The sequence below is a fragment of the Nonomuraea sp. NPDC050790 genome, assembly GCF_044456745.1.
Classification (GTDB): domain Bacteria; phylum Actinomycetota; class Actinomycetes; order Streptosporangiales; family Streptosporangiaceae; genus Nonomuraea.
This window is the reverse complement of record NZ_JBITGF010000012.1, coordinates 31,268-56,802: the sequence shown is the minus strand read 5'-3', so window position 1 is coordinate 56,802 and position 25,535 is coordinate 31,268. Positions and strand designations below refer to the sequence as shown.

Genomic DNA, 25,535 nt, shown 5'->3' with positions numbered 1-25,535 from the left:
TACTGTGGAAAACAAGCCAAGGTCCCGCCGTGGAAACAAGCCAAGGTCCCGCTGTGGAAGACAAGCGAGGGCCCCGGCCGGACGACACCGGCCAGGGCCCCGAGCGATCGGTCCGGGACTACTTCCTCATCCCGACCGAGGTCCAGTCACGGTCGGAGAACCCGAACGCGCCGTAGTTGGCCAGCCCAGCCTTGGCCGCCACGATGTTCGGCCGCTGGAACAGCGGCAGCACACCGGCCTGGTCCCAGATCAACTGGTCGACCTTGTTGCCGAGCTCGACCGCCTTGGCCGGGTCGATCTCCGAGGCCGCCGCGTCCATGGCGGCGTCCAGCTCGGCCGACCCCACCCGGGTGAAGTTGTTGTTGAACAGCTTCGAGTCCGGCGGGTTGCCGTAAAGCTGGAACAGGTTGCCCAGCGGGAACGGCGTGCCCTCCCACACGAACGGCGTGACGTCGAAGTCACCCTCGTTGATCCGGTCGAAGAACTTGTCCGGAACGGCCGCGTCCAGGGTCACCTTGACCCCGATCTCCTTGAGCATGGCCTGGGTGAGCTCACCCTCCTGCTTCGCCACGGCCAGGTCGGCCGAGTACATGAAGCGGATGTTCAGCTCCTTGCCGTCCTTCTTGCGGACGTCGCCCTCAAGCTTCCACCCGGCCGCGTCGAGGAGCTGCTTGGCCTTGTCGGGGTTGTAGGTGTTCAGCCCGCCCGAGTTGTCCTGGTAGCCCTTCTGGGTGTTCACGTAGACGTGGTTGTCCTGGGGCTGCATCGGCCAGTCGAGGCCCTGGAGGTCCGACTGGAGGATGGGCGTGCGGTTGATGCCCATGAAGATGGCGTGCCGGACGTTCTTGTCCTTCAGCGCCTCGGAGGCGCCGTTGAAGGTGAAGTGACGCCAGATCGGACCGGCGGCCTTGCGCATGTCCACGCCGGCGACGTTCTTGGCCTGCTGGTACTTGGCGCCGTCCGCGCCGATGACCACGGCGTCGATCTCGCCGTTGGCGAAGGCCGGGACGTGACCGGACAGGTCGATGGCGCGGAAGACGACCGAGTCGAGCTTGGCCTTGCGGCCCCACCACTTGTCGTCGCGGACCGCGGTGACGGTCTTCGCGGTCTGGTCGATCTTGTCGAGCTTGAACGGCCCGGCGGTGACCGGGATCTTGTTCAGGTAGCCCTTGTTGAAGTCCTCGGGCGTCTTGTTGACGGACGCCGGGTAAAGCGGGCTGAACAGACCCTGCCAGGCCGGCCAGACCTTCGAGAACTTGACGACGACGTCCTTGTCGGTCGCGCCCTTGTCCACCGCCTCGATACGGTCGTAACCGTCAGGCGAGGAGATCAGGTAGTCCTTGTTCTTGCCGTTCAGGGCGGTCCACTGGGCCTCGAAGTCCTTGTAGCTGATGGGCTCGCCGTCGGACCAGGTGGCCTTCTCGTTGATCTTGTAGGTGACGGTCTGCTTGCCGTCGACGACCTCGGACTTCCATTCGGTGATGTAGTTCGGGTCGTTGGTGACCTGCCCCTTTTCATCGGCGACGCCGATGAACGGCATCATCGGCGACATGGCGTCACGGACGTCACCCTTGGTGCCCTGCGTCTGGTTGTAGTTCCACTGCGTCTGCCACGACTGCAGCGCCAGCTTCACCGTGCCGCCGTCCGGCACCTGCTCGTACGGCGTCTCGTTGATGGCCACCTCCGGCAGCGCGGCGGCCTGCTGCTGGGCCTGCTGCGACTGCTCCGCACTGGGCTTCTTGGCATCGCCGCCACCACCGCCACAGGCCGCGACGGCCATGGCGAGGACCGCGAGTCCTGCCGCTGCCCGGTAACGAACCTTCACTTTTCCTCCTGATCGTCCGAGGCCGTGATGACCTCGATCTCCTCCGCGTAGTGGCAGGCGGCACCGTGGTCGACGGCGTTCGCGAGCCGGACAACTGAGGGCTCTTCCTCCACACACCGCCGCCGCTCGGCCTCGCTGAGGCGGGCGAACTTGGGGCAGCGGGTGCGGAACCGGCAACCCGATGGCGGGTCGGCCGGGCTGGGCAGGTCACCTTCGAGCAGGATGCGCCTGCGTGTGCGCTCCATCTCGGGGTCGGGCAGCGGGATCGCTGACAGCAGCGCCTGCGTGTAGGGGTGCGCCGGGTGGTCGTAGACGCTCTCGACGGTGCCGATCTCGGCGATCCGGCCGAGGTACATGACGGCGACGCGGTCGGCGAGGTGCCGTACCACGGCCAGGTCGTGCGCCACGAACAGATAGGACAGCCCGAGCGTGTTCTTCAGCTCCTCCAGCAGGTTGATGACACCGGCCTGGATGGAGACGTCGAGCGCGGAGACCGGCTCGTCGAGCACGAGCAGCTTGGGCTCCAGGGCGAGCGCGCGGGCGATGCCGATGCGCTGGCGCTGCCCGCCGGAGAAGTGCTGCGGGTAGCGCTCGGCGTAGCTCGGGTCGAGGCCGACCAGCGTGAGCAGCTCCGCCACGCGCTGGTCGACGTTCTTGCGGCCGTGGGCGCGCAGCGGCTCGGCGATGATGTCGCCGACGGGCATGCGCGGGTCGAGCGCGGCCATCGGGTCCTGGAAGACGATCTGCAGGTCGCCGCGCAGCGCCTTGCGGTCCTCCTTGCCGAGCTGGGCGCTGTCCTTGCCGAGGACGACGATGCGGCCGCTCTGCGGCGGCTCAAGCTGCATGATCTGCTGGAGCGTGGTCGTCTTGCCGCAGCCGGACTCGCCGACCAGGGCCAGCGTCTCGCCCTCGGCGATGTCGAAGCTGATGCCGTCGACGGCGTGCACGGTGCCGACGCGCCGCTTGAAGACCGCGCCCTTCATCAGCGGGTAGTGCCGGATGAGGTCGTCGAGCTGCAGGACGGTGGCCCGCTCCTCGCGCGGCACCCGCACCACGTCGCTCGGCGGGATCACCGGGACGGGGAAGACGTCGGCGCCGGTCAGCCCCTTGTGCTCGATCTCGCGCGAGCGGATGCAGGCCACGTGCCTGCCGCCGGCGATCTCGGTGAGCGGCGGCTCCTCGTCGTCGCAGGCGTCGATCTTCATCGGGCAGCGCGGCGCGAACGGGCAGCCGGGCGGCAGCGCCGCCGGGGAGGGCGGGTTGCCCTCGATGGGGACCAGCGGCCCCTCCTCGCCGTCGATCCGCGGGATCGACGCCAGAAGCCCCATCGTGTACGGCATGCGCGGCCGGTAGTAGAGATCGTCCACCGGCCCCTGCTCGACCGGCCGGCCCGCGTACATGACGAGCACCCGGTCGGCCATGCCGGCGATGACGCCCAGGTCGTGGGTGATCATGACGATGCCGGCGCCGGTCTCCCGCTGCGCGGTCTTGAGCACCTCCAGCACCTGGGCCTGGATCGTGACGTCCAGGGCGGTGGTGGGCTCGTCGCAGATCAGGAGGTCGGGGTCGTTGGCGATGGCCATGGCGATCATCGCACGCTGGCGCATGCCGCCGGAGAACTCGTGCGGGAACGACTTGGCCCGCACGCCGGGGTGCGGGATGCCGACCAGGTCGAGCAGTTCGACGGCCTTGCGGGCGGCCTTGTCCTTGCCCACCTTCTGGTGGATGCGGACGGCCTCGGCGATCTGGTCGCCGATGGTGTAGACGGGGGTGAAGGCCGACAGCGGGTCCTGGAAGATCATGCTGATCGTCTTGCCGCGTACCTTGATCTGCTCGTCCTCGGACATGCCGAGCAGTTCGCGGCCGTGCAGCTTCACCGAGCCGCTGACCACGGCGTTGCGCGGCAGCAGGCCCATGACGGCCAGCGAGGTCACGGACTTGCCCGAGCCGGACTCGCCCACGATGCCGAGCACCTCGCCGCGCGAGACGGAGTAGTCCACGCCGCGGACGGCCTCGATGCCGCCGGGGAAGGTGACGGTGAGGTCCTTCACCTCGAGGATGCTCATGAGGTGCTCCCGGGGTCGAGCGCGTCGCGCAGGCCGTCGCCGATGAGGTTGACGCTGAGCACCAGCGCCACCAGGAGGCCCGCGGGGAAGAGGAAGAGCCACGGATAGGAGATGACCGTGCTGGTGCCGGAGCCGTCGGCGATCAGGGTGCCGAGGGAGACGTCGGGCGCCTGGACGCCGAAGCCGAAGAACGACAGCGAGGTCTCGCCGATGATGGCGCCGCTGACGTTCAGCGTGGCGTCGATGATCAGGAGCGACGACAGGTTCGGCAGCACGTGCCTGAGGATGATCTTCCAGCCGGGGATGCCCATGTACCGGGCGGCCAGCACGTATTCACGCTCGCGCAGCGACAGCGTCATGCTGCGGACCACCCGGGATGTGATCATCCATCCGAACAGCGCGAGCAGCAGGACGAACAGCAGCCAGGAGCCGCCCTTGAGCCGCGGCGAGAGGATGGCGATGATCAGGAAGCTGGGCAGGACCAGCAGCAGGTCGACGCCCCACATGAGGATCCGGTCGACCCAGCCGCCGAAGTAGCCCGCGGCGGCGCCGACGAGGGCGGCGAGGCCGGTGGAGATCAGCGCCACGAGGAAGCCGATGACGAGCGACTTCTGCAGGCCGCGCAGCGTGTTGGCGAAGACGTCGCCGCCGGTCTGAGTGGTGCCCCACCAGTGGTCGGGCCCCGGTGGCTGCATGAAGGCCATGAAGTCCTTCTCCGACCAGTCGTAGGGCGCCACGAACGGGCCCACGTAGGCCAGGATCAGCAGGAGGAGCACGCCGATGAGGCCGTAGCGCGTCTGCTTGTTCTTGATCAGGCGTCGGAGGACGACCTTGCTACGCATCTGTTAGCTCACCCGGACTCGGGGGTCGAGGGCGGCGACCGCCAGGTCGGACAGGAAACCGGCCACGAGGACGCAGGCCGCCGCGAAGGTGCTGACGGCCGCGACGGAGTTCACGTCGTGCTGGTTGATCGAGTCCACCAGCCAGGCGCCCATGCCGTGCCAGCCGAAGATCTTCTCGGTGAACGTGGCGCCGGTGAGCAGCGTGCCGAAGGCGAAGGCGAAGTAGGTCGCGGCGGGGATCAGCGCGGTGCGCAGCGCGTGCCTGAACAACGCGGTACGGCGCCGCAGCCCCTTGGCCATGGCCGTGCGGACGAAGTCCTGGCCGAGCACGTCGAGCATCATGTTCCGCTGGATCCGGCTGTAGAAGGCGATCTGGCCCAGGCACAGCGAGATCGTCGGCAGGATCAGGTGGACGAGCCGGTTGGTGAACTGCTCCCAGCCGGTCAGCCCGGGTGAGTACTCACCCACGAACTCGATCAGCTTCGTCCCGGCGGCGTCGTTGAGCGCGGTGGCGGCCAGGATCAGCATCGTGGCCATGACGAACACCGGGACCGCCATGATCACGAACGAGGACACGCCGATCACCCGGTCGCTGAGTTTGTACTGGCGGACCGCGGCGAACGCGCCGATGAGCACGCCGAGCCCCGAGCCCAGGATCGTTCCGATCAGCAGGAGGCGCAGGCTCACGCCCACCCTGCGGCCCATCTCCTCGTTGACCGAGTCGCCTTCCCAGGTCTGGCCGAAGTCGCCCTTGACCACCCCGGACGCCCAGGTGCCGTAGCGCTCCAGGAGCGGCGTCTTGGGGTTGAGGTTGTACTGGTCGAGCGTCTTGTCGATGGTCGCCTCGGGGACGGGAGGGTTGCGTCCCTTGAAGTTGACCTGGGGGTTGAGACTCGACGCGGCGAGGAGGTAGGCCAGGCTGGCCGCGATCGCGACCAACAGCACGTTGATCGCCAACCTGCGCAGCAGGTACTTGCCCATCACCCTCCGTTCGCGCTGAACGGGGGCCGGATGGTCCTGGGGTGGAGAGATCGCCCCCGCAACGAAAAGGCCGTTTCGCGTCGTGAGAAATCACTTGACGCATCAGTCACGGCCGATGCGCAGAATATCTGGCGAAACGTAACAGTCCGCAACGGGGCAAAGTTACGGTCAGATCACCGAACGGTAGATCACAACCGACTGTCCGGGGACCTGTAAACCGTTTGGACCTGCGGAAACAGCCTCTTCAGAGGCCAGTAGAACACCCCCTCCACGGAGGGGCAGTGTCACAGAATCCGGACAAAAATTTACGATTACGCAAAGTGATCCCCGCCACAGGATCATCCATCGGTCAAGGGGCCCCATCTCCACCCGAACCCGGTCCAGACGGGGGTCGGAGAGCTCGGGAAGCGCCTTCCGCAGCGCGATGAGATCCCGGTACCAACTCAGCAGCGTCCAGTGCTCCTCGTCCTTCAGCTCGCTCCAGTCGAGCTTGGACTTCAGGAACGCCTCCTCCGACGAGGGGTCCGGCGCGTCCCAGACGTACCCGAAACCCTCGAACTCCCGCGCCCTGCGCACCGACTCGCCCTCGCGCAGCGAGGGCTCCACGTGGTCGGAGAAGAACAGGAACGGCGAGCGCGCGCCCCACTCCTCCCCCATGAACAGCATCGGCGTGTACGGCGAGGCCAGCAGCACCCCGGCCCCCAGCTTCAGCGCGGTCATGGGCAGCCGGTCGCCCGCGGGACGGTTGCCGATCTGGTCGTGGTTCTGCAGGCAGCAGACGAAGCGGTGTCCAGGCACCCCGCGCGCGGAGGCGCCGTGGGAGCGGCCGCGGAAGGTGGAGTAGCCGCCGTCGTGGACGAATCCCGAGGTCAGCGCCTTGGCCAGCGACTGGAGTCCGGCGAAGTCGCCGTAGTAGCCGTGGTCCTCGCCGCTGACCGCGCAGTGCAGGGCGTGATGGACGTCGTCGTTCCACTGCGCCGTCATGCCGAGCCCGCCGGCCTCCAGCGGCGTGACCATGCGCGGGTCGTTGAGGTCGGACTCGGCGATCAGCGTCAGCGGGCGGCCGAGGGCGCACGAAAGGGCGTCGACCTCGGCCGACAGCTCCGCCAGCAGGTGTGTGGCGCGGCGGTCGTGCAGCGCGTGGACGGCGTCCAGCCGCAGCCCGTCCACGTGGTAGTCGCGCAGCCACTGCAGCGCGTTCTCGATGAAGTAGCGGCGCACCTCGTCCGAGTCGGGCCCGTCCAAGTTGACCGCCTCGCCCCAGTAGCTGCCCTGGGTGCCGGTCAGGTAGGGGCCGAAGGGGTGCAGGAAGTTGCCCGACGGGCCGAGGTGGTTGTAGACCACGTCCAGGATGACGCCCAGGCCCTTGCCGTGGCAGGCGTCCACGAACGACTTGAAGCCGTCGGGGCCGCCGTAGGTCTCGTTGACGGCGTAGAGGTCGACGCCGTCGTAGCCCCAGTTGCGCCCGCCGGGCACGGGGACGATCGGCATGACCTCGACGAGGTCGACGCCCAGCTCGACCAGGTGGTCGAGCCGCTCGATCGCCGAGGCGAAGGTGCCCTCGGGGGTGAAGGCGCCGACGTGCAGCTCGTAGATGACCGAACCGCGCAGGTCACGGCCGGTCCACTCGTGGTCGCTCCAGGTGTAGCGGGCGTGGTCGTAGACCATGCTGGGGCCGAAGACCCCCTCGGGCTGACGGCGCGAGCGCGGGTCGGGGTAGGGGCCGCCGCCGTCCAGCACGAAGGAGTACGGCGTGCCGTGCCCGGCATCGTCGGCATCAACACCCCACCAGCCAGACTTCCCCGCCCGCAAGGCTCGTCGCCCGCTGGGCAGCTCGATCTCGACCGTCGTGGCACGAGGCGCCCACACGTCAAATCGCATCAGGTTCGCTCCCTGCTCATTTGTCGCTCACCTTCCTCATTCGCTCCGCGGAGTCCCTCCTCCGTCGGGCCTCCACTCCACTCACTGCGTCAGGTTCGCTCCAGGAGGGCGACGGGGTTACGGCACAGCAGATGCGCCAGGGGGATGCGGCCGGTGTAGCGGCAGCCGGTGAGCAGGTCGTGCCAGGATCCGGGCGGCAGCATGAGCGTCGTGGAGCCCCAGCCGCCGCGGCGCGCGAGCCGTACCGGGAGGCGGGTGGCGACCGCGACGGCGCCGCAGCCGCGCGAGAACGCGATCGCGTGCTGCTCCGCCTCGCCCATCGCGAACAGCGGCCGGTACGGCGCCGCCGCCTCCAAGCGGCGGCGCAGGCGCAACGCCTGGCTGGTGAGCAGCAGCTTGGTGGCGTCCCAGCCGTTCGCCGGCCGGCGGCCGAAGTCGACGGGCCGCCGGTTGTCCGGATCGACCAGGGAGAAGTCGGTCATCTCATTGCCCTGGTAGACGTCGGGGACGCCGGGCATCATGAGCTGCACGAGCTTGGCCCCGAGCGAGTTGGCCATCGCGTACGGCTCGATCATGGCCGCGAACTCGCCCACGGGAAGCTGCGTCGCCTGGAGCGCGAACTCGCGCAGCCCCTTCTCGTAGGTCGCGTCCGGCCTGACCCAGGACGTCCGGGTCTTGGCCTCCCTGGCCGCCTTCAGCAGGTGGTCGGCGAAGCGCTCGGGCGTGATCGGCCAGGCGCCGAGCAGGTTCTGCCAGGCCAGGTAGTCGAGGTGCGGGTCGAAGCTCAGCGCCGCCGACCAGTCCGACACCGCCCGCGCCCACTCCTCCGGCAGCTCCGACAGCACCGCCAGCCGCGCCCGCACGTCCTCGGAGCGCTTGGTGTCGTGCGTGGACAGCGTCGTCATCGTGTGCGGCCGCATCCCGGCGCAGAACTCGTGGAACTCCTTGACCTCGATCCCGAAGACGTCCGGCTCCCCGCCCACCTCGTTGAGCGCGGCCAGCGGGTACCACCGGTACAGCGCCGTGTCCTCCACGCCCTTGGCCATGACCGGCCCGGTCGTCTGCTGGAACCTGGTGACCACCTCGGCGGGGCCGTACAGGATCTTGTGGGCGAGGTCCCTCGTCTTCGGGGTGGCGATCTCCTCGATCAGCTCGACGGAGGCGGGCGGCGGCGGCTCGCCCGGCGTGACGTAGGCGCGGTAGACCGGCATGGCGGCCAGCAGCTCGGCGACCTCGGCGGGATCGGAGCCCGCGGCCCGCGCCAGGCGCTCGACCTCGGAGGTGAAGAACAGCTCGATCACCTCGCGCTTGGAGCGCTCGACCACCGAGCGGTAGTCGGCGCTCTGCCCGGTTCGCCGGACGAACAGGCTGATGAGCGGATCCGCCCCGGCCTGGTCGACGAAGAGGCGGGTGATCCGGTTCAGCACCTCGTATCCGGTCGTGCCGTCGCAGGCCCAGTCGTCGGGCAGCCGTTCCTCGCCGATGAGGATCTTCTCCACGACCGTCCACACGCCGCCCGAGCGCCGGCGCAGCGACTCCAGGTAGCCGCGCGGGTCGGCCAGCCCGTCGGGATGGTCCACCCGCAGGCCCTCGACCAGCCCCTCGTCGAGCAGCCAGAAGATCACCTCGTGCGTGGCGAACAGCACCGCGGGATCCTCCACCCGCAGCCCGATCAGCGACGACACGTCGAAGAAGCGCCGGTATCCGGGCCCCTCGGTGTAGGGAACCAGCCGGTAGTGCCCCGGATAGGGATATTCGTGCTCGTAGTAGCGCAGCACATCGCCGTCGATCCGGGGCTCGGCGCCGTCGCCCAGCACCGGCAGAGCCACTTTCCCGCCGACCCACTCGATGTCGAACCAGTCCGCGTACGGCGAGGCCGTCCCGTCCTTCAGAACGGACCGGAACTGCGCGTTCTCGGTGTTCATGTGGTTCGGCACGATGTCCATGACGATGGCCAGATCGTGCGCGGCCAGTTGCTCGGCCAGCTCCCGCAGGCCCGCCGCGCCGCCGAACTCCGCCCTGATGCTGGAGTGGTCGATCACGTCGTAGCCGTGCAGCGAGCCGGGTGTCGCCTGGAGGATCGGGGAGAGGTACACGTGGCTGACGCCCAGCTCCCGCAGGTAGGGGGCGATCTCGGCCACCTGCGCGAAGCCGAACTCGGGCGTGAGCTGGACGCGGTAGGTCGAGGTCGGCTTAGACACGGCGCAGCACCCGCACGCTGCGGCCGGTCACGGCCACGTTCTCTCCGGCCCGGCACGTCGCCACGCCCACGCTGATCGGCATCGCGGTATCGATCTCGGTCTGCCACATGTCGCCGTAATCCTTGGGGACGGTGAATCGGATGGTGTCGTGGTGCGCGTTGAACAGCAGCAGGAACGAGTCGTCCCTGATCGTGCGGCCGCGGCGGTCGGGTTCGGTGATGGCCTCGCCGTTCAGGAAGACCGCCAGCGACTTGGCGAAGCCGGCCTCCCAGTCGCCGTTGGTCATCTCCTCGCCCGCCGGGGTCAGCCAGGCGATGTCGGCCAGGCCGCGGACCGGCCGGCCGTAGAAGAAGCGCCGGCGGCGGAAGACCGGGTGCTTCCTGCGCAGCGCGGCCAGCCGCTGGGTGAACTCCAGCAGCAGCCAGTTCTCCCGCACGTCCGACCAGTCGACCCAGGTCAGCTCGTTGTCCTGGCAGTAGCCGTTGTTGTTGCCCTTCTGCGTGCGGCCGAGCTCGTCGCCGTGGGAGATCATCGGCACGCCCTGCGACAGGAAGAGCGTGGTCAGGAAGTTGCGCTTCTGCTGCTCGCGCAGCGCTTCGACCTCGGGGCCCGCCTGGCCCTCGGCGCCGCAGTTCCAGGAGCGGTTGTCGTCGGTGCCGTCGCGGTTGCCCTCCTGGTTGGCCTCGTTGTGCTTGCCGTTGTAGGAGACCAGGTCCTGCAGCGTGAACCCGTCGTGGCAGGTGACGAAGTTGATCGAGGCGGCGGGGCGGCGGCTGTCGTCCTGGTAGAGGTCGCTGGAGCCGGTGAAGCGCGAGCCGAACTCCGGCAGCGTCGCCGGCTGGCCGCGCCACAGGTCGCGGATGGTGTCGCGGTAGCGGCCGTTCCACTCGGTCCAGCGGGAGGGGAAGTTGCCCACCTGGTAGCCACCCGGCCCGAGGTCCCAGGGCTCGGCGATCAGCTTGACCTGCGACAGCACCGGGTCCTGCTGCACCAGGTCGAAGAAGGCGCTCAGCCGGTCCACCTCGTGCAGCTCCCTGGCCAGCGTCGAGGCCAGGTCGAAGCGGAAGCCGTCCACGTGCATCTCCGTCACCCAGTAGCGCAGCGAGTCCATGATCATCTGCAGGACGTGCGGGCTGCGCATGAACAGGCTGTTGCCCGTGCCGGTGGTGTCCAGGTAGTGGCGCGGGTCGCCGTCCACCAGCCGGTAGTAGTGGGTGTTGTCGATGCCCTTCAGGCTCAGCGTGGGCCCCAGGTGGTTGCCCTCGGCCGTGTGGTTGTAGACGACGTCCAGGATGACCTCGATGCCCGCCTCGTGCAGCGCCCTGACCATCGCCTTGAACTCCAGCACCTGCCCGCCGCGCTGGCCCTGGCTGGAGTAGCGGTTGTGCGGGGCGAAGAACCCGATCGAGTTGTAGCCCCAGTAGTTGGTCAGCCCGCGCTGCGTCAGGAAGTCGTCGGTGACGAACTGGTGCACCGGCATCAGTTCCAGCGCCGTCACCCCGAGCTTGGTCAAGTGGTCGAGGATCTCCGGGTGGCCGAGCGCGGCGTAGGTGCCGCGGATCCGCTCGGGGATCTTCGGGTTGGTGATCGTCAGTCCCCTGACATGCGCCTCGTAGATCACCGTGTCGTGGTACGGCGTGGCCGGCGGCCGGTCGTGTCCCCAGCCGAAGAACGGGTTGACCACCACCGACCTCGGCATGAACGGGGCCGAATCCGCCTCGTTCATCGTCTCCGGGCTGCCGAACATGTACCCGTAGACCGCCTCGTCCCAGGTCACCTCGCCCTCGATCGCCTTGGCGTACGGGTCGAGGAGCAGCTTGGCCGGGTTGCAGCGCAGGCCCTGTGCGGGGTCGTGGGGGCCGTGGACGCGGTAGCCGTACCGGTGGCCGGGTCCGACGCCTGGCAGGTACCCGTGCCAGACGAACCCGTCGCACTCGCTCAGCCGTACCGCGCTCTCCTTGCCGTGCTCGTCGAAGAGGCAGAGATCGACCCGCTCGGCCACCTCGCTGAAGAGCGCGAAGTTCGTCCCCGCCCCGTCGTAGGTCGCACCCAGCGGGTAGGGGTCTCCCGGCCAAAGCTCGATCATCGACGCTCCCTCGCGATCCATCCCATGTTCCGTTCCCCCGCCTCCGGCGACAAGGGCGGGGAGCACCGACCTACCCGCAAACCACCACCACCACGCCCATTCCCCAGATCCCACGTCGAGGTATTACGACCGCATACCTCCCGACCGGCGGCAGGTACGGCAGGCGGCGGCCCCCGTCTCCGCCACCGGCGGAACAGGGGTCGCGGCGAAGACCGGGCGGGCACGTCCGCAGGCCAGGTTTCGGGGCTGTTCTGGGGGCAATGTGCCGGTCCCATGGGCGGATTCAAGAAATTCCTGCTGCGCGGCAACATCGTCGAGCTGGCGGTGGCGGTCATCGTGGGCGCCACCTTCAGCGGGCTCGTCCAGGCCCTGGTCGCCGATCTGATCACGCCGTTGATCGGGGCGGTGACCGGCGGTCGTGAGCCGGACTTCGCGAAGTACTCCTTCACCGTCAACGGCAGCGTGTTCAAGTACGGTGACTTCCTCAACCACCTGCTCGCCTTCCTCATCATCGCGGCCGTCGTCTACTGGCTGGTCGTCATGCCGATGTCCCGGCTGGTCAGCCTGTTCGAGCGGGATCAGGCGGTCACCACCCGGCAGTGCCCCGACTGCCTGAGCGACGTCCCGGTCGAGGCGCGGCGGTGCGCGCACTGCACGGTGGAGTTGGTTCCGCAGTCCGAGCAGCCGTGACGCCACGCGGAGAAGCCACGGCCAGCAAGCGGATCTTGCGCCCTATGCTGGCGAATGCCCCGACTGAGGCGATCGTCCGGTTAGATGGGCGAGGTGAGTGTTGAGCTGATGCTCTGGCGGGAACCGGAGCCGATCACCCGAGATCACGCCCGTAAGGCGTACCTGGCGGCGAAGAAGGACGCGCCGGGCGGCACCCTGCCGCCGTACGCCGAGGAGTTGCCCGGGAAGCTCACGGCGTACGCCGCCGGCCACGTGCTGGTCACCATGGACCTGGAGTCCATGGACGAGATGTCCGGCCAGGTCTTCGCCGTCGCCGGCGCCCACGGCCTGGTCTGCTACGACCCGCAGCGCGACCTCGTCCACAACGCGGGACCGCGCGGCGCCTATGCGGGCATGCAGTTGCACACCGGCGACGGGATGATCGTCACCGATCCGGACCTCGGGCTCGTCCACGACGTGCTCGCCACGCTCTCCGCCCAGAACCCCTTCGCCGCCCTGGTCAACTTCGGGCGCCACTTCATGCAGGTCTCGCCAGAGTCGGGGGGATATGAGCTGGAGTACAAGGAGGGCGGGACGCTGCGCCGTACGCTGGTGCCCGACCTGGCGCAGATCCAGCGGGCCTTCGACGAGTACGCCCGCGACGAGCGCGGATTCCTGACCCGCCTCCCCTGGTCGTCCTAGATCACCGAGCGGAACAGGCCGGGATCCACGTTGCCTCCCGACAGCACGACCACGGTACGGCCCGCCGGCGCCCGGCCCGCGAGGTAGGCGGCGGTGGCGGTGGCGCCACTGGGCTCGGCCACCAGCCGCGCGGCCCTGGCCAGGTGGCCCATGGCGGCGCGGATCTCGTCCTCGGAGACGGTCACGATGTCGTCCAGCCGTTCCCGCAGGTGCGCGAAGGTCAGCTCGGACAGGTCGGCCCGCAGCCCGTCGGCGATCGTCCTGAACGTCCTGGCCGGCTCCCACGACACCGGCCGCCCCGCGCGCAGGCTCTCCAGCGCGTCGGCCGCCAGCTCCGGCTCCACCCCGACGACCGCGGCCGACGGCCTGAGCGCCTTGACCGCCGAGGCGATCCCCGAGGCCAGCCCGCCCCCGCTCACCGGGACCAGCACCACCTCGACGTCCGGCAGATCCGCCACGATCTCCAGCCCGATCGTCCCCTGGCCCGCGATGACCGCCGGGTGGTCGTAGGGCGGCACCATCGTCATCCCCCGCTCCGCCGCCACCTTCTCCGCCGCGCTCACCCGCCGCTCCGGCGGCACCACGACCAGCTCGGCCCCGTGCCCGACGATCGCCTCCGCCTTGACCTGCGGCGTCCCCTCCGGCACCACCACGACACACGGGACACCCAGCTTCTTGGCCGCGTACGCCAGCGCCTGGCCGTGGTTGCCCGAGGAGTGGGTGACCACGCCGCGCCCGTCGGCGAGGGAGACGGCGGCGTTGTAGGCGCCCCTGATCTTGAAGGAGCCGACCCGCTGGAGACTCTCCGGCTTGACCCACACCTCGCCCATGGGCACGAGCGGGGTTCTGACGGCTACGGGGGCGATCCGCTCGGCGGCGGCTTGGATCTCGTCGAGCTCGACCAGTTTCACGTCCATGCCTTCCATCATGGTTCGCGAGCCAGCCGATCTCCGAGCCAATCCGCGTTGACCACCACCTGACCAGGTTCGACCACGACCCTGGTCAGCGGGAGCCCGGCCAGCGGCGCGAGGTCGATCCCTGCCTGCACGCCCCTGATGTCCAGGGTCTGCAGCCGGGTGAGGTCCGCGAGCGGGCTGAGATCGTGAACGCCTGGGCAGGCGCTGAGGCACAAGTTGGTGAGATCGCGGTATCTGGCGATCGTCCTCAGATCCTCCAGTTCCACGATCTCCCTGAGGCTGAGACGATCCAACGGCAGGTATCCCAAAGCCTCCATATCCGCAGGCAATGGCACCTCGGCCAGGTCCAGCCGCCTCAGCATGGGCGCACGCTGGGCGAGGTCGCGTGCGCTTTCCACCAACCTGGACCCTTCAAGCCACAGGTGCTCCAGGTGATCGAGCGGGGGAAGTTGCTCCCACCGGGTCAACCCAGCAGCTTGGGTGAGCGCCAACCTGTGCGCTTCGCGCAGTGTGCGGAGCGGCGCGTAATCGGTGATCTGGGCCAACCCGAAGAGCGTCACATCAGTCAGTTGGGGCAGGCTGGCGAGAAAGGCGAGATTCTCAAAGCAGTTGTGACCGAGTGCCAGGCTTTCGAGGGAGGTGAAGGAACGGAGCGGTGAAAGATCGACGACTTGACGGAATCCGAGAGCGCCAAGCGTCGTCAGCGAGTCCCGGTGCCGGAGAAGCGGGCTGAGATCATCCTTCAACGCGCTCAGGGTGAAGATCCCCCGCTGGGGCTGTATGCGGTCGAGCGCCTTGAACTGCCCCTTCGTGTGAATCCACAGCAACCGAGGTGTCAAGGCCGTCCTCGACAGGACGTGCTCCGCATACATGTCGGGGTCGAAGTAGCGCCATCCCGTGAGCAGTTCGGAAAGCACCACCTCACGCGTATCCCCCGCGTATCCGGCCAGCATCTCCAGCGCCCGCGGCCCGTTCACCAGCCACGCCGTCCGCACGGTGGCCCGCGCCGCCGCCACGCTCAGCCCCGACAGGTCCGCAGGCAGCCAGTGGAGCACCGCCTCCCCCGCCATGGCCAGGGAACGGGCGGCCTTGGAGCTTCGGGGAGGCACCAAGTCCTGGACACACGCCTCGATCCGCTCCCGCAGCTCCACCGGCACCGAAGGCATCGTCTCCAGGCAGGCCGTCACCACCAGCTTGAGCCGCCGCGCCTGCCGGGGCTCGGTGTCGACCCTCCGCAGCAGCCCGCGCAGCAACTCCGTCCTGACCGGCCCATTGGCGTGCCCCGCGGCCAATACCACCACGTCACGCCACTGGTCCCGGTGCGCCCAGGTGACGAGGGGTTCGATGTCGCCGTCCTCCGCCGCCGCCCGCGCCGTCAGGTACTCCTGCAGCGTCCGGTGCACGAAGTCGATCCGCCCCTCCGTGGCCTCCCTGATCACGCCGCAGCGGTCGAGCAAATACTCCAGCACCGCCTCGCCGGACATCCGCACCCGGGGCATCCCCGCCACCACCCTGCCCACCCGGGACACGGCGGCGGGCTTGGCCAGTTCGACCCGGTTGCTGATCGAGAGCTGCCACGCCAGTTCCTGAAGAATCTGCGTCTTCTGGGCGCGGTCGAGGTGCATGGCGCCGTAGCTGGGGATGGAGCGTTCGGCGTCGCGCCGTTCCAGGAGCATCTCCAGGGCGGCGCCGTACAGGCCCATGCGGTCGGGCGGGAGCTGGGCCTCGCGGTCGAGGTTGAGCGCGCACAGCATGGAGGCCAGCAGGGGCGTGGCGGCCAGCGAGCGCAGGTGGGTGGAGTTCTCCAGGCGGGTGAGCAGGCGCTCCTCGTAGGCGGGGAGCTTCTCCGGCGCGCAGGGCAGGTCGTGGCCGGTGCGGATGGCGGTGTGCCAGTGGCGGACGAGCGCGGTGGTGTCGCCCGGGGTCATGCGTTCGAGGAAGGCGGAGACGAAGCCGTCGTCCTCCAGCCAGCGCGAGTCGGCCGCCGCCGGGCGGGAGGTGACCACGACGCGGATGCCGGGGAACTCCGCGAGCAGGCCGCGCAGCCAGGGGCGGATCGCCTTGCGCTGGGATCCGGTCAGCTCGTCCACGCCGTCCACCAGCAGCAGCGCCCGGCCTGAGGACAGGCGGCGGTGGACCCAGCCGGTCGGCATCAGGCCGGCGAGGGGCGCGGCGGAGCCGTCCAGGAAGTGCTCGGGGCGGGGCAGCTCGCGGTCGGCGTAGCTGCGCAGCTTGACCAGGAACGGCGTGGTCCCGTTGCAGTCCGACAGGTCGGACTCGAAGGCGCTGCGGGCGGCGGTGATGGCCAGCCAGCGCAACAGCGTGCTCTTGCCGCCGCCCGCCTCGCCGCGCAGCAGCGTGCGGCGGCTGCGGCCGAGCGCGCTCTCCACCCGCATCGTGGCCGGCTCGCGGCCGCCCGCGTGCCAGGCGTCGAACGGGATCTCACGCGCGGGCGGCAGCGCGGCCGAGACGGACAGGCTGATGTAGGCCACGCTGAGCGAGGTGCGCGGGGTGAAGCGTTCGACCCGCACGCCGATGAGGTCGAGCGTGTCGAGGGTGCGGCTGACGTGCTCCAGGTAGCGGCGGGCGAAGGCGGCGTCGCGGTCGGTGCCGTCGGGGGCTTCGAGGGTACGCGCGGGCAGCCGGTCGAGGATGAGCGCCACCTGCTCCCCCAGGCCGGACAGGCGGGTCAGCGTCTCGGTCGCCGCCCGGGGCTGGAACTCGGGCAGGTGCCTGACGATCCGGACCAGGCAGTCCAGGACCTCGTCGAGGACGGTCTCGTACAGCCTGGCGGCGGGCTCGTCGAGGTCCTTGGGGCGGGGTAAGGAGCGGGCCAGCCGTACCGGATCGGTGTCGGCGGCCAGGAGGGCGGCGTCGGAGAGGTCCGCGCGGGACAGGGTCGCGACGATCTCGGCCAGGACGGTCTCGCGGGCGTTGTCCTCCAGGCCGGGATACTCGTGACCGGCCAGTTTGAGCACGCGGGCGGTGACGGAGTCGGCGATGTCGGCGAGCTGGCGTTCGGCCTTGCGACGCACGAGCTGGTCGGGGAAGCGCGACCGCATGAGGTCGAGCAGGGGGAGGCTGCGGCTGTCCGCCGTGGACCTGGCCGCCAGCCACGTACGCGCCGCGCGGTCACCGACCGCCTTGCCCACCGCGAGAGCCGCCGCTTCCAAGGCCACACATGGAAGTATGCCGAATCATGAGACAGCTCTACCCGGCCATCGAACCCTATGATTCCGGCCTTCTCCCGGTCGGAGACGGCAACCAGGTCTACTGGGAGGTGTGCGGCAACCCGGACGGCAAGCCCGCGGTCATGCTGCACGGCGGCCCGGGCGGCGGGTGCACCGACAAGCACCGCCGCCAGTGGAACCCGGAGCTGTACCGCATCGTGCTGTTCGACCAGCGCAACTGCGGGCGCAGCCGGCCCCACGCCAGTGACCCGGCGGTCTCGCTGGAACACAACACCACCTGGAACCTGGTGGCGGACATGGAGAAGCTGCGCGAGCACCTCGGCATCGAGCGCTGGCAGGTGTTCGGCGGCTCGTGGGGCAGCGCGCTGGCGCTGGCCTACGCGCAGAAGCACCCCGAGCGCACGACGGAGCTGGTGCTGCGCGGCATCTTCACCCTGCGCCCCCGTGAGCTGCACTGGTTCTACCAGGAGGGCGCCTCCCACCTCTTCCCCGACCTGTGGGAGGGGTTCGTGGCGCCGATCCCGGCGGAGGAGCGCGGCGACCTGATGGCCGCCTTCCGCAGGCGGCTGGAGAGCTCCGACCCGGCGGTGCGAGTGCCGGCGGCGCGGGCGTGGGCGCAGTGGGAGGGCTCGACGGTGACGCTGCTGCCCGATCCCGAACTGGTCGCGGAGTTCGGTGAGGAGCGGATGGCGCTGGCGTTCGCGCGCATCGAGAACCACTTCTTCACGCACGGCGGGTGGTTCGAGCCCGAGCAGCTCATCCGCGACGTCGGCAAGATCCGCCACCTGCCCGCCGTGATCGTGCAGGGCCGCTACGACGCCTGTACGCCGATGGCGACCGCCTGGGACCTGCACAAGGCATGGCCGGAGGCGGACTTCCACGTGGTGAACGACGCCGGGCACGCCTCGACCGAGCCGGGCATCGTGGACCGCCTGGTGGAGGCGACCGACCGGTTCGCCCGTTAGGCGGCGAGGGCCTGCCGGTCGCGTACCAGACGGACCAGGGGTGTGACGGCGCCGACGCACAGCAGCGTGACCAGCGGCGCGATCACGAGGCCCAGCGCGAACCCGGCGGCCACGTCGTGCGGGTAGTGGGCGCCGACGAACACGCGGGAGAACGCCATGATCGCCGCCAGCGGCAGCACGACCCAGGCGAGCGCGCGCCAGGCCAGGACGAGCGCGCCCGCGGCGCCGGCGGCGATCACGGAGTGGTTGCTCGGGAACGACCAGTCGCCGGCCGGCGGGCAGGCGGCCACGGTGGTGACGCCGCGGCACGGCCGTTCCTCGCGCACGATCAGCTTCACGACCTCGCTCACGCCATAGGCGACGACCACCGCCAACGGCCCGACCAGGGACAGCGCCAGCTCGCGCGCGGGCGCGCGGCGGGCCCGCCACCAGCACAGCACGAACAGGGCGGCGAACACGAAGAGCCCGGCGTCGGTGCCCACCTCCGCGAAGGTGTGCACCCAGCCGGGCGTGCCGAGGGCGAAGTCGACGATGTCGCGGTACAACACATGTCCAATCGGTGAAGAAACGATGGACACGACCTTAATGATCTTACCGCGTGGTTTCGTCGGCCCTTCGGCCGATACGCATCGGCCGTTCAGCCGATGAGGGAGCCGATCGGGGTCAGGCGGTGCCGGTGAGGATGCGGGCGAGATCGAGCCGGCGCTGGGTGAGCTCGCCCTCGGTGATCAGTCCGGTGTCGAAGGCGGCCGTGGCCGCGTCGTTCTCCGCCACGTAGTAGGCGGCCATGATCTCGCTGCGCAGCGGGGTGAAACCGCGCTGTACGCACTCGGCGAAGACGCTGACCTTGCCTTCGAGGGTCTCGCGGGAGATGGTGCAGTCCATCTCGCGTGCTTTGAGCTGTTTCACGGCTTCCCTGAGGGTGACCTGCCCGCCGAAGCCGTTGAATTCCGTGTCTGGTGTGATCTTCACGTCGCGTGCGCCTCCAAGTCATCACAACGTCTGATGGAAGCCGCGTATTCCCAGCTCAGAACGGGTAGAGAGGGATGCGTGATCGGTGCGCACGTGATCGTCGGCTACACCGGCGACGCTGGAGGACGGGACGCGCTCGCGCTGGGGACCGCGATCACGCAGGTCACCGGCGGTGAGCTGACGGTGGCTACCATCTACCCGCCGGGCAGCCCCGGCCAGGCGGTCGAGGCGCAGGCGAACCTGGCCCACGCCGCGGGCGAGCTCGGCGAGCGGCCGGCGGAGTACATGGCGTTCGAGAGCCGCGGGGCGGGGCGCGGCCTGGCGGTGCTGGCCAGCCGGATCAAGGCGGACCTGATCGTGGTCGGCTCGGCCGGCGGCGGGCAGCACGGCCGCATCGCGATCGGCAGCACCTCCGACCACCTGCTGCACCTGTCGCCCGAGGCGGTGATGCTGGCCCCGGCCGGCTACCGGCCGCCTGACGCGCCGACCCGGCTGACGCTCGCGTACGTGCACCGGCCGCAGTGCGACGAGGCCGTGGAGCGCGTGGCCCAGGCGGCGCTGCGGCTCGGGGTCCCGCTGCGGCTGATCACGCTCGACCTGCGCACCGACGACGCCGGCCGGCTGCGCGACGACCTCGCCCTCGCGGTACGGCTGGCCTGGGAGGGCACCGGCATCGAGGCCGAGGCGGAGGTCGCCGAAGGCTACGACGTGGCGGCCGCGATCGGGGCCGTCGAGTGGCCGCCCGGCGACCTGCTGGTCTGCGCGAGCAGCGAGGACGCGCAGGCGCACCGGGTCTTCCTGGGCGAGCTGGCGATGAAGGTGCTGCGCGCCTCGGTCTGCCCGGTGGCGGTGCTGCCGCGGGGGTTCAACTGAGCCTGGCGCGGGTGGCCGCGTAGAGCTCCAGGTAGCGATCGGCCATGACGGCCGGGGTGAAGCGGGTGCGTGCCTCGCGGCGGCACTCCTCCGGGTCGAGGTCGTCGACGCGCAGCAGCCACTCGGCCAGTTCCTCCTCGCCGTCGGCCAGGAAGCCGGTACGGCCGTGCTCGACCAGTTCGGGCAGGCAGCCCCGGCGCAGCCCGACCACGGGGACGCCCAGGGCCAGGGCCTCGACCACGGCGGTGCCGCCGGGTTCGTCCCATTGCAGGGGGAAGAGGGCGGCTCTGGCGCTGCCGTAGAGCTCGTCGCGGGTGTCGCCGGCGACGCCGCCGACCCAGCGGACCAGCTCGCCGTCCAGGTAGGGGGCGACCTGCTCGTGGTGGTAGCGCACGTCGGGGTGCCCGTGGAGCGGGTGTTCCGGGTCCTCCAGGACGCGTTCCAGCTCGGCGGGGCCGCCGAGGCCGCTGACCGGCCCGGCCAGCACCAGTGGAAGGCCGAGCTTCTGACAGACGCGGGCGGCCAGGTGCTGGCCCTTCAGCGCGCAGATCCTGCCCATGACCGCGACGTGCTCGCCGCGCGGGAAGCGCAGGTCGCGCTCGGCCAGCGGGGTGGCCAGGTGCGCGGCGCCCACGGCGGCGGCGCGCAGCGCGGCGGGCGCCCTGGTGAGCTGGTCGTGGGAGACGCCGTTGACGGCGATCTCCTGCGGCCAGGCGCCGTAGAAGCGGGGGTGCTTGCGCAGGTCCCAGTGCAGGGTGTGGAGCACGGGCGGGCCGCCGAGCGCCGACAGGACCGCGGGCCCGACCACCTCCAGATGGTCGTGGACGAGGTCGATGTCGTCGCGGCGGCGCAGTTCCTCCGCCACCCGCGCCTGGTGGGCGTGGGCCAGCCCCATCACCTGGTTGTACGGCTTCTGCAAATGGGCGAACTGCCCCTCGGGGAAGGCCGAGACCAGTTCGTCGGCCTCGATCGTGCTGGCCCCGACCGTGGCCAGCACCACGCGTACGCCGCGCTCGCGCAGCGCGGGCACCAGCGTGGCCACCACGTTCTCGATGCCGCCGTATCCGGGTGGCGGCACCTCCAGCCAGGGTCCCGCGTTCATCAGGATGTTCACGCGACGTCCTCCTCGATGGCCAGGGAAGCCAGCGGCGGCCGCTCGGCCACGCCCACGTCGGCGCTGGCCGTACGGCGTTCGGTGTCGAACTGGAGCAGGGCGTGCGCGGGCGGGGCCGCCGACACCACGCGGCCCTGGCGTTCGAGCCGGGTCCACGCGGTGATCATGATCTGGGCGGCCATGCGGCCGAGCGCCGCCGTGGACTGGTGCGCGTGGGTGCGGCAGCCCAGGTCCACCTGGGCCATGGCGTCGAGGCCGGCGAGTTCGAGCAGGTCCACGAGCAGACCGAGTTCCACCCCGTACTCGGTGGCGAACGGCACACGTTCCAGGACCGTTCTGCGGGCCGCGTACTCGCCGCCGAGCGGCTGGATGAAGCCGGACAGCTCGGGCCACCACAGGTTGAGCAGGGGGCGGGCGACGAGTTCGGTGACCCGGCCGCCCTCGCCGCGCCGCCCGTTCAGCGGCCGGTCGTAGGCGCCCTTGACGAACTGGACCCCCAGGTCGAGCAGCAGCGGGCCGAGCAGGCCGGTGACGAAGCCGGAGTGGAAGTCGCGCAGGTCGGCGTCGACGAAGACGACGAGGTCGCCGGAACTGGCGGCCAGTCCCTTCCAGAGCGCCTCGCCCTTGCCCGACAGCGGCGGCAGGTGCGACAGCACCTCGTCCTGGTGGACGACGGTGGCGCCGGCCGCCGCGGCCACGGCGGCCGTGGCGTCGGTGGAGCGTGAGTCCACGACGACGATCTCGTCGACGAGGTCGGGCAGGTCACTCCTGATCACCGAGACGATCCGCCCGACGGTGCGCTCCTCGTCACGGGCGGGTAGAACCACGCTCACCGTGGTCGCCCCCTTGGCGGCCACGAGTGTGTCCGGCGACCAGTCGGCGGCGCTGCTCGTGCGCCGCCGATACCAGTCCCGGACCCGCGGATCCGTCTGCATGTGCTCACCCCGATCGTCTCAGGTCACGGTTGGCGACACATGCCCTGTCGATAGGAGCTCGAACATTTTCGTTTGTTCATCGGCGGATGTGGGATATGCCATCCTGTGTCGCCAATAACTCGAATCGGCATCATAGGTGCTGGAAATGTGGCCGCCCGCCACGCAGACGTGCTCTCAGCATTCCCCGACGTGACGATTGCCGGAATCGCCGACGCGGTTCCCCATAAGGCCGAAGCACTGGCCTCTCGGTATGGTTCCCCGTCGTACGGGGATCATGCCGACCTGCTGGACGCCGGCGGGCTGGATGCCGTCTACGTGTGCGTGCCGCCTTTCGCGCACGGTAACCCGGAAACAGATGCCCTGTCGTGTAATCTTCCGCTTTTCGTGGAAAAGCCGTTAGCGATTGATCTAGAGACGGCCGAAAAGATCTCCGCAGAGATATCCCGCCGCGGCCTCCCCTCCGCCGTCGGGCACCACTGGCGCTACCTCGACATCCTGCAGAAGGCCCGTGACCTGCTCGCCGGCCGTCCGGTACGGCTGGCCCTCGGCCACTGGCTCGACAAGGTGCCGCCGGTGGGCTGGTGGCTGCGTACCGAGACCTCGGGCGGCCAGATCGTGGAGCAGGCCGTCCACGTGCTGGACCTGGCCAGGATCCTGGTGGGCGAGGTAGCGATGGTGCACGCGGTGCCGTCGGAGGGCGCCGAGGACGGCGAGATCGACCGGGCCACCGCGGCCGTGCTGCGTTTCACCGGCGGCGCCGCGGGCACGCTGGCCGCCACCAGCCTGTGCTCGGGCAAGCAGCGGGCCGGGCTGGAGGTGCACGCCGAGGGCGTCACGCTCGACCTGGGCGAGGAGCGGCTGGTGGTCGACGGGCGCACGGTGATCGAGGACGGCGGGATGGCCAAGACGCTGGTGGACAGGGAGTTCGTCAACGCCGTGCAGGGCAGACAGGCTGACGTGCGCGTGCCGTACCACGAGGCGCTTCGGACCCATCGCCTGGCGCAGGCGGTGGCGCGGTCGGCGGCCACGCGGGAGCCGGTGGTGCTGGATGGCTGAGGTCCTCAGCATCGACGGGCCGGGGCGGGTCAGCCTGATCTCGGAGCCGATGCCCATGGCGGCGCCCGGCGGCTTCCTGGTGGAGACCGTCTACAGCGGCATCTCCGCGGGAACCGAGCTGACCTACGTCAAGGGCACCAACCCTTACCTGAACACCTCCTGGGACCCGGTGCTCGGGTTGTTCGGCACGGGCGGCCCGGTGATGGAGTACCCGGTGCGCGGCATCGGGTACATGCAGGTGGGCATGGTCGTGGACAGCCGCACGGACGCGGTCGCCGTGGGCCAGATCGTCGCCATGGCCTACGGGCACCGCACCGCCTACGCCGCCGACCCGCGGCGCGACCGCTTCGTCACGCTGCCCCACGACCTCGACCCGCTGCTCGGGATCTACGCCGCGCACATGGGGCCGATCTGCGCCAACGGCCTGCTGCACGCGGCGCACGACCTGCTCGGCCCCGACGTGCGCGACCTGCGCGACGGGGTGCGCGGGCGGCGGGTGGCCGTGATCGGGGCGGGCGTGGTCGGGCTGCTGGTGGCGGCGTTCGCGGCGGGCGCGGGAGCCGGGACCGAGGTCGTGGTCATCGACGAGACCCCCGCGCGCCTGTGCGTGGCCGCCGCGCTCGGCGTGCGGACGCTCCCGGCCGAGGACGCGCTGACGCTCAAGCACCGCTGGCGCCACGGGCCGAACGACCACGGCGCCGACGTGGTCTTCCAGTGCCGCGGCCAGGAGCGCGCGCTGGCACTGGCGCTCAAGCTGCTGCGCCCCCAGGGCAGCGCGATCGACCTGGCCTTCTACACCGGCGGCGCGGGACAGGTACGGCTCGGCGAGGAGTTCCACCACAACGGCCTGAGCCTGCGCTGCGCGCAGATCGGCCGGGTGCCGCGCGGCATGTCCCACGCCTGGGACCGCGACCGCCTCTCGCGCGAGACGGTCGAACTGCTGCACGGCATCGGCCCGTGGCTACGTGAGCACGTGATCACCGACGTCGTCCGCTTCGGCAAGGCGCCCGAGTTCCTTGGCGACCTCGCCGCCCGCCGCAGGGAGTCCCTCCAGGCCGTGCTCTGCCGCGACGTCCAGGACGAGCGCGGCTGACCAGCTGAAGTCGCGGCAGCCGTGCCCAGCGCGGGTGAACGGGTCGAAGTACTCGCGAAAGCCCGACCGCGCGACCGCGCCGATCATGCCGTCGGCCAGCGTCTGCGCCAGGTCGGGACGGCGGTGCCGCAGCCCCTGCCAGAGCAGCCAGGTCAGGTTGAGCCAGCTCGGCCCGCGCCAGTAGCGGGCCGGGTCGAACTCCGGGGTGCCCGGGGCGTAGCTGGGCAGCAGCCCGTTCTTGATCTCGAAGCGGTCGAGCGCGGTGCCGATCAGCGCGTTGGCGATCTCGCGCGGCAGGTCGGGCAGCATGAGCGGGATGAGCCCCGCGGCGCTCTGGGAGCGGATCGGGCAGCCGGTGCCGGCGTCGCGGGCGTGGAAGAGGCCGTCGTCGTAGAGGTGGGCGATCATGGCGGCGGTGATCTCGGCGGCCTCGCGGTGGTGCGGGTCGGGGTCGCGGCCGATCGCCCTGGCGATGCGCGCCAGTGACGTCTCGGCGATGCCGTACGCGGCGTTGAACAGCGGATCCTCGACCGCGAAGGCGCCCGCCCTGCGGTAGCCGGTGTCGCGGTAGGCGCGGGCCAGCGCGGTGTAGCGCTCGTAGTCGCGGTCGGTAGGACGCTCGTCGGCGTTGACGTGGACGAGGTCCCTGCGCCGCGCGCCCATGGGCCCGGCCTGGACGGCGGCCAGCGGCGCGTCCCAGGCGGGGCTGTTGTCCATGCCGGACTCCCACGGGTGCACGATCGAGATCAGGCCGTCCGCGGAACGGCGTGCGGTGCGCAGGAAGTTCTGCTGGGCCACGAGCCGGGGGTAGATCCGCCGCAGGAAGGCCGGATCGGGATCGGCCAGGTGGACCCGCCAGGCGGCCAGTGCGTGGACCGGTGGCTGAACAATGCCCGAGGTGGCCGCGCCGGAAGGCGCGCGGACCTCCCAGACGTCGGGCCCGGGGAAGTAGGCGCCATCGGGCACCTCCGGGTTGAAGACGATGTGCGGCACGCGCCCGTCCCGCCACTGGGCGCCGAACAGGGACAGCAGCTCGGACCTGGCCCGCCGCGGCGACCAGCGGGCGTTGCCGATCGCGACGAACGCCGAGTCCCAGCTCCACTGGTGGGGGTAGAGCCGCCGCGAGGGCACGGTGTAGCTGCCGTCCCAGTTGGCGACCAGGACCC

The 25,535-nt window shown here is 70.2% G+C and carries 19 protein-coding genes and 1 pseudogene; 6 read left to right on the top strand and 14 right to left on the bottom strand.

Features of this window, described 5'->3' with window-relative positions; translation table 11 throughout:
• Positions 1 to 118: 118 nt before the first annotated feature.
• The 7 genes from ACIBEJ_RS44165 to glgX form a co-directional block, all read right to left on the bottom strand.
• Positions 119 to 1,825, bottom strand: a complete 1,707-nt coding sequence (locus ACIBEJ_RS44165; protein WP_397188958.1) for an ABC transporter family substrate-binding protein — start codon at positions 1,823 to 1,825, stop codon at positions 119 to 121.
• On the bottom strand, positions 1,822 to 3,891 hold the full coding sequence (locus ACIBEJ_RS44160; protein ID WP_397188957.1) for a dipeptide ABC transporter ATP-binding protein: 2,070 nt from the start codon (positions 3,889 to 3,891) through the stop codon (positions 1,822 to 1,824). The genes ACIBEJ_RS44165 and ACIBEJ_RS44160 overlap by 4 nt, the downstream gene beginning before the upstream one ends.
• Complete coding sequence (locus ACIBEJ_RS44155) at positions 3,888 to 4,733, bottom strand: ABC transporter permease (RefSeq protein ID WP_397188956.1); 846 nt, start codon at positions 4,731 to 4,733, stop codon at positions 3,888 to 3,890. The genes ACIBEJ_RS44160 and ACIBEJ_RS44155 overlap by 4 nt, the downstream gene beginning before the upstream one ends.
• Before the next feature lie 3 nt (positions 4,734 to 4,736).
• Entirely contained in the window at positions 4,737 to 5,714 is a 978-nt protein-coding gene (locus ACIBEJ_RS44150; protein ID WP_397188955.1) for an ABC transporter permease, read from the bottom strand.
• A 168-nt stretch (positions 5,715 to 5,882) separates the two neighbouring features.
• Positions 5,883 to 7,595, bottom strand: coding sequence for a malto-oligosyltrehalose trehalohydrolase (treZ, locus tag ACIBEJ_RS44145; RefSeq protein WP_397188954.1), 1,713 nt, complete (start codon positions 7,593 to 7,595; stop codon positions 5,883 to 5,885).
• Between the two features lie 89 nt (positions 7,596 to 7,684).
• A complete protein-coding gene (gene treY, locus ACIBEJ_RS44140) occupies positions 7,685 to 9,796 on the bottom strand; it encodes a malto-oligosyltrehalose synthase (protein ID WP_397188953.1) in 2,112 nt (703 codons plus the stop codon).
• On the bottom strand, positions 9,789 to 11,882 hold the full coding sequence (glgX, locus tag ACIBEJ_RS44135; RefSeq protein WP_397188952.1) for a glycogen debranching protein GlgX: 2,094 nt from the start codon (positions 11,880 to 11,882) through the stop codon (positions 9,789 to 9,791). The genes treY and glgX overlap by 8 nt, the downstream gene beginning before the upstream one ends.
• Positions 11,883 to 12,155: 273 nt before the next feature.
• On the opposite strand from glgX, the gene mscL reads away from it, so the two are divergent.
• Both mscL and ACIBEJ_RS44125 read left to right on the top strand, forming a co-directional pair.
• The gene (gene mscL, locus ACIBEJ_RS44130; protein WP_397188951.1) at positions 12,156 to 12,572 is read left to right on the top strand and encodes a large conductance mechanosensitive channel protein MscL; all 417 of its coding nucleotides are present in this window, start codon (positions 12,156 to 12,158) and stop codon (positions 12,570 to 12,572) included.
• 93 nt (positions 12,573 to 12,665) lie between these two features.
• Positions 12,666 to 13,253 (top strand): hypothetical protein, encoded by a 588-nt coding sequence (locus tag ACIBEJ_RS44125; protein ID WP_397188950.1) that lies wholly within the window; start codon positions 12,666 to 12,668, stop codon positions 13,251 to 13,253.
• On the opposite strand, the gene ACIBEJ_RS44120 is transcribed toward ACIBEJ_RS44125, so the two are convergent.
• A complete protein-coding gene (locus ACIBEJ_RS44120; protein WP_397189193.1) occupies positions 13,250 to 14,179 on the bottom strand; it encodes a threonine/serine dehydratase in 930 nt (309 codons plus the stop codon). The genes ACIBEJ_RS44125 and ACIBEJ_RS44120 overlap by 4 nt on opposite strands.
• Positions 14,179 to 17,349: an NACHT domain-containing protein gene (locus ACIBEJ_RS44115; protein WP_397188949.1), complete on the bottom strand. Its 3,171-nt coding sequence runs from the start codon at positions 17,347 to 17,349 to the stop codon at positions 14,179 to 14,181. The genes ACIBEJ_RS44120 and ACIBEJ_RS44115 overlap by 1 nt, the downstream gene beginning before the upstream one ends.
• Positions 17,350 to 17,369: 20 nt before the next feature.
• Between ACIBEJ_RS44115 and pip the strand changes: the two genes are divergently transcribed.
• On the top strand, positions 17,370 to 18,326 hold the full coding sequence (gene pip, locus ACIBEJ_RS44110) for a prolyl aminopeptidase (protein ID WP_397188948.1): 957 nt from the start codon (positions 17,370 to 17,372) through the stop codon (positions 18,324 to 18,326).
• On the opposite strand, the gene ACIBEJ_RS44105 is transcribed toward pip, so the two are convergent.
• Complete coding sequence (locus ACIBEJ_RS44105) at positions 18,323 to 18,874, bottom strand: phosphatase PAP2 family protein (RefSeq protein ID WP_397188947.1); 552 nt, start codon at positions 18,872 to 18,874, stop codon at positions 18,323 to 18,325. The genes pip and ACIBEJ_RS44105 overlap by 4 nt on opposite strands.
• A 115-nt stretch (positions 18,875 to 18,989) precedes the next feature.
• Positions 18,990 to 19,298, bottom strand: a complete 309-nt coding sequence (locus ACIBEJ_RS44100; protein WP_397188946.1) for a hypothetical protein — start codon at positions 19,296 to 19,298, stop codon at positions 18,990 to 18,992.
• A 78-nt stretch (positions 19,299 to 19,376) separates the two neighbouring features.
• Here ACIBEJ_RS44100 and ACIBEJ_RS44095 point away from each other — a divergent pair, with 78 nt between their 5' ends.
• Entirely contained in the window at positions 19,377 to 20,171 is a 795-nt protein-coding gene (locus tag ACIBEJ_RS44095) for a universal stress protein (protein WP_397188945.1), read from the top strand.
• Here ACIBEJ_RS44095 and ACIBEJ_RS44090 read toward each other — a convergent pair.
• Both ACIBEJ_RS44090 and ACIBEJ_RS44085 read right to left on the bottom strand, forming a co-directional pair.
• On the bottom strand, positions 20,164 to 21,285 hold the full coding sequence (locus ACIBEJ_RS44090) for a glycosyltransferase (RefSeq protein ID WP_397188944.1): 1,122 nt from the start codon (positions 21,283 to 21,285) through the stop codon (positions 20,164 to 20,166). The two genes, ACIBEJ_RS44095 and ACIBEJ_RS44090, sit on opposite strands and share 8 nt — an antisense overlap.
• On the bottom strand, positions 21,282 to 22,220 hold the full coding sequence (locus tag ACIBEJ_RS44085; RefSeq protein WP_397188943.1) for a glucosyl-3-phosphoglycerate synthase: 939 nt from the start codon (positions 22,218 to 22,220) through the stop codon (positions 21,282 to 21,284). The genes ACIBEJ_RS44090 and ACIBEJ_RS44085 overlap by 4 nt, the downstream gene beginning before the upstream one ends.
• A gap of 105 nt (positions 22,221 to 22,325) precedes the next feature.
• Between ACIBEJ_RS44085 and ACIBEJ_RS44080 the strand changes: the two genes are divergently transcribed.
• Both ACIBEJ_RS44080 and ACIBEJ_RS44075 read left to right on the top strand, forming a co-directional pair.
• The gene (locus ACIBEJ_RS44080; RefSeq protein ID WP_397188942.1) at positions 22,326 to 23,276 is read left to right on the top strand and encodes a Gfo/Idh/MocA family protein; all 951 of its coding nucleotides are present in this window, start codon (positions 22,326 to 22,328) and stop codon (positions 23,274 to 23,276) included.
• The gene (locus ACIBEJ_RS44075; RefSeq protein WP_397188941.1) at positions 23,269 to 24,369 is read left to right on the top strand and encodes a zinc-binding alcohol dehydrogenase; all 1,101 of its coding nucleotides are present in this window, start codon (positions 23,269 to 23,271) and stop codon (positions 24,367 to 24,369) included. Before ACIBEJ_RS44080 ends, ACIBEJ_RS44075 begins: the two co-directional genes overlap by 8 nt.
• Before the next feature lie 9 nt (positions 24,370 to 24,378).
• On the opposite strand, the pseudogene ACIBEJ_RS44070 reads toward ACIBEJ_RS44075, so the two are convergent.
• Positions 24,379 to 25,500 (bottom strand): annotated as a pseudogene (locus ACIBEJ_RS44070) (MGH1-like glycoside hydrolase domain-containing protein); the annotation flags it as partial.
• Positions 25,501 to 25,535 lie beyond the last annotated feature (35 nt).

Excerpts from the sequence above, each read along its gene's own strand:
- ACIBEJ_RS44160 (WP_397188957.1), bottom strand. The coding sequence starts at position 3,891 with ATGAGCATCCTCGAGGTGAAGGACCTCACCGTCACCTTCCCCGGCGGC.
- ACIBEJ_RS44155 (WP_397188956.1), bottom strand. The coding sequence starts at position 4,733 with ATGCGTAGCAAGGTCGTCCTCCGACGCCTGATCAAGAACAAGCAGACG.
- ACIBEJ_RS44150 (WP_397188955.1), bottom strand. The coding sequence starts at position 5,714 with ATGGGCAAGTACCTGCTGCGCAGGTTGGCGATCAACGTGCTGTTGGTC.
- treZ (WP_397188954.1), bottom strand. The coding sequence starts at position 7,595 with ATGCGATTTGACGTGTGGGCGCCTCGTGCCACGACGGTCGAGATCGAG.
- glgX (WP_397188952.1), bottom strand. The coding sequence starts at position 11,882 with ATGATCGAGCTTTGGCCGGGAGACCCCTACCCGCTGGGTGCGACCTAC.
- mscL (WP_397188951.1), top strand. The coding sequence starts at position 12,156 with ATGGGCGGATTCAAGAAATTCCTGCTGCGCGGCAACATCGTCGAGCTG.
- ACIBEJ_RS44120 (WP_397189193.1), bottom strand. The coding sequence starts at position 14,179 with ATGGAAGGCATGGACGTGAAACTGGTCGAGCTCGACGAGATCCAAGCC.
- pip (WP_397188948.1), top strand. The coding sequence starts at position 17,370 with ATGAGACAGCTCTACCCGGCCATCGAACCCTATGATTCCGGCCTTCTC.
- ACIBEJ_RS44085 (WP_397188943.1), bottom strand. The coding sequence starts at position 22,220 with ATGCAGACGGATCCGCGGGTCCGGGACTGGTATCGGCGGCGCACGAGC.
- ACIBEJ_RS44075 (WP_397188941.1), top strand. The coding sequence starts at position 23,269 with ATGGCTGAGGTCCTCAGCATCGACGGGCCGGGGCGGGTCAGCCTGATC.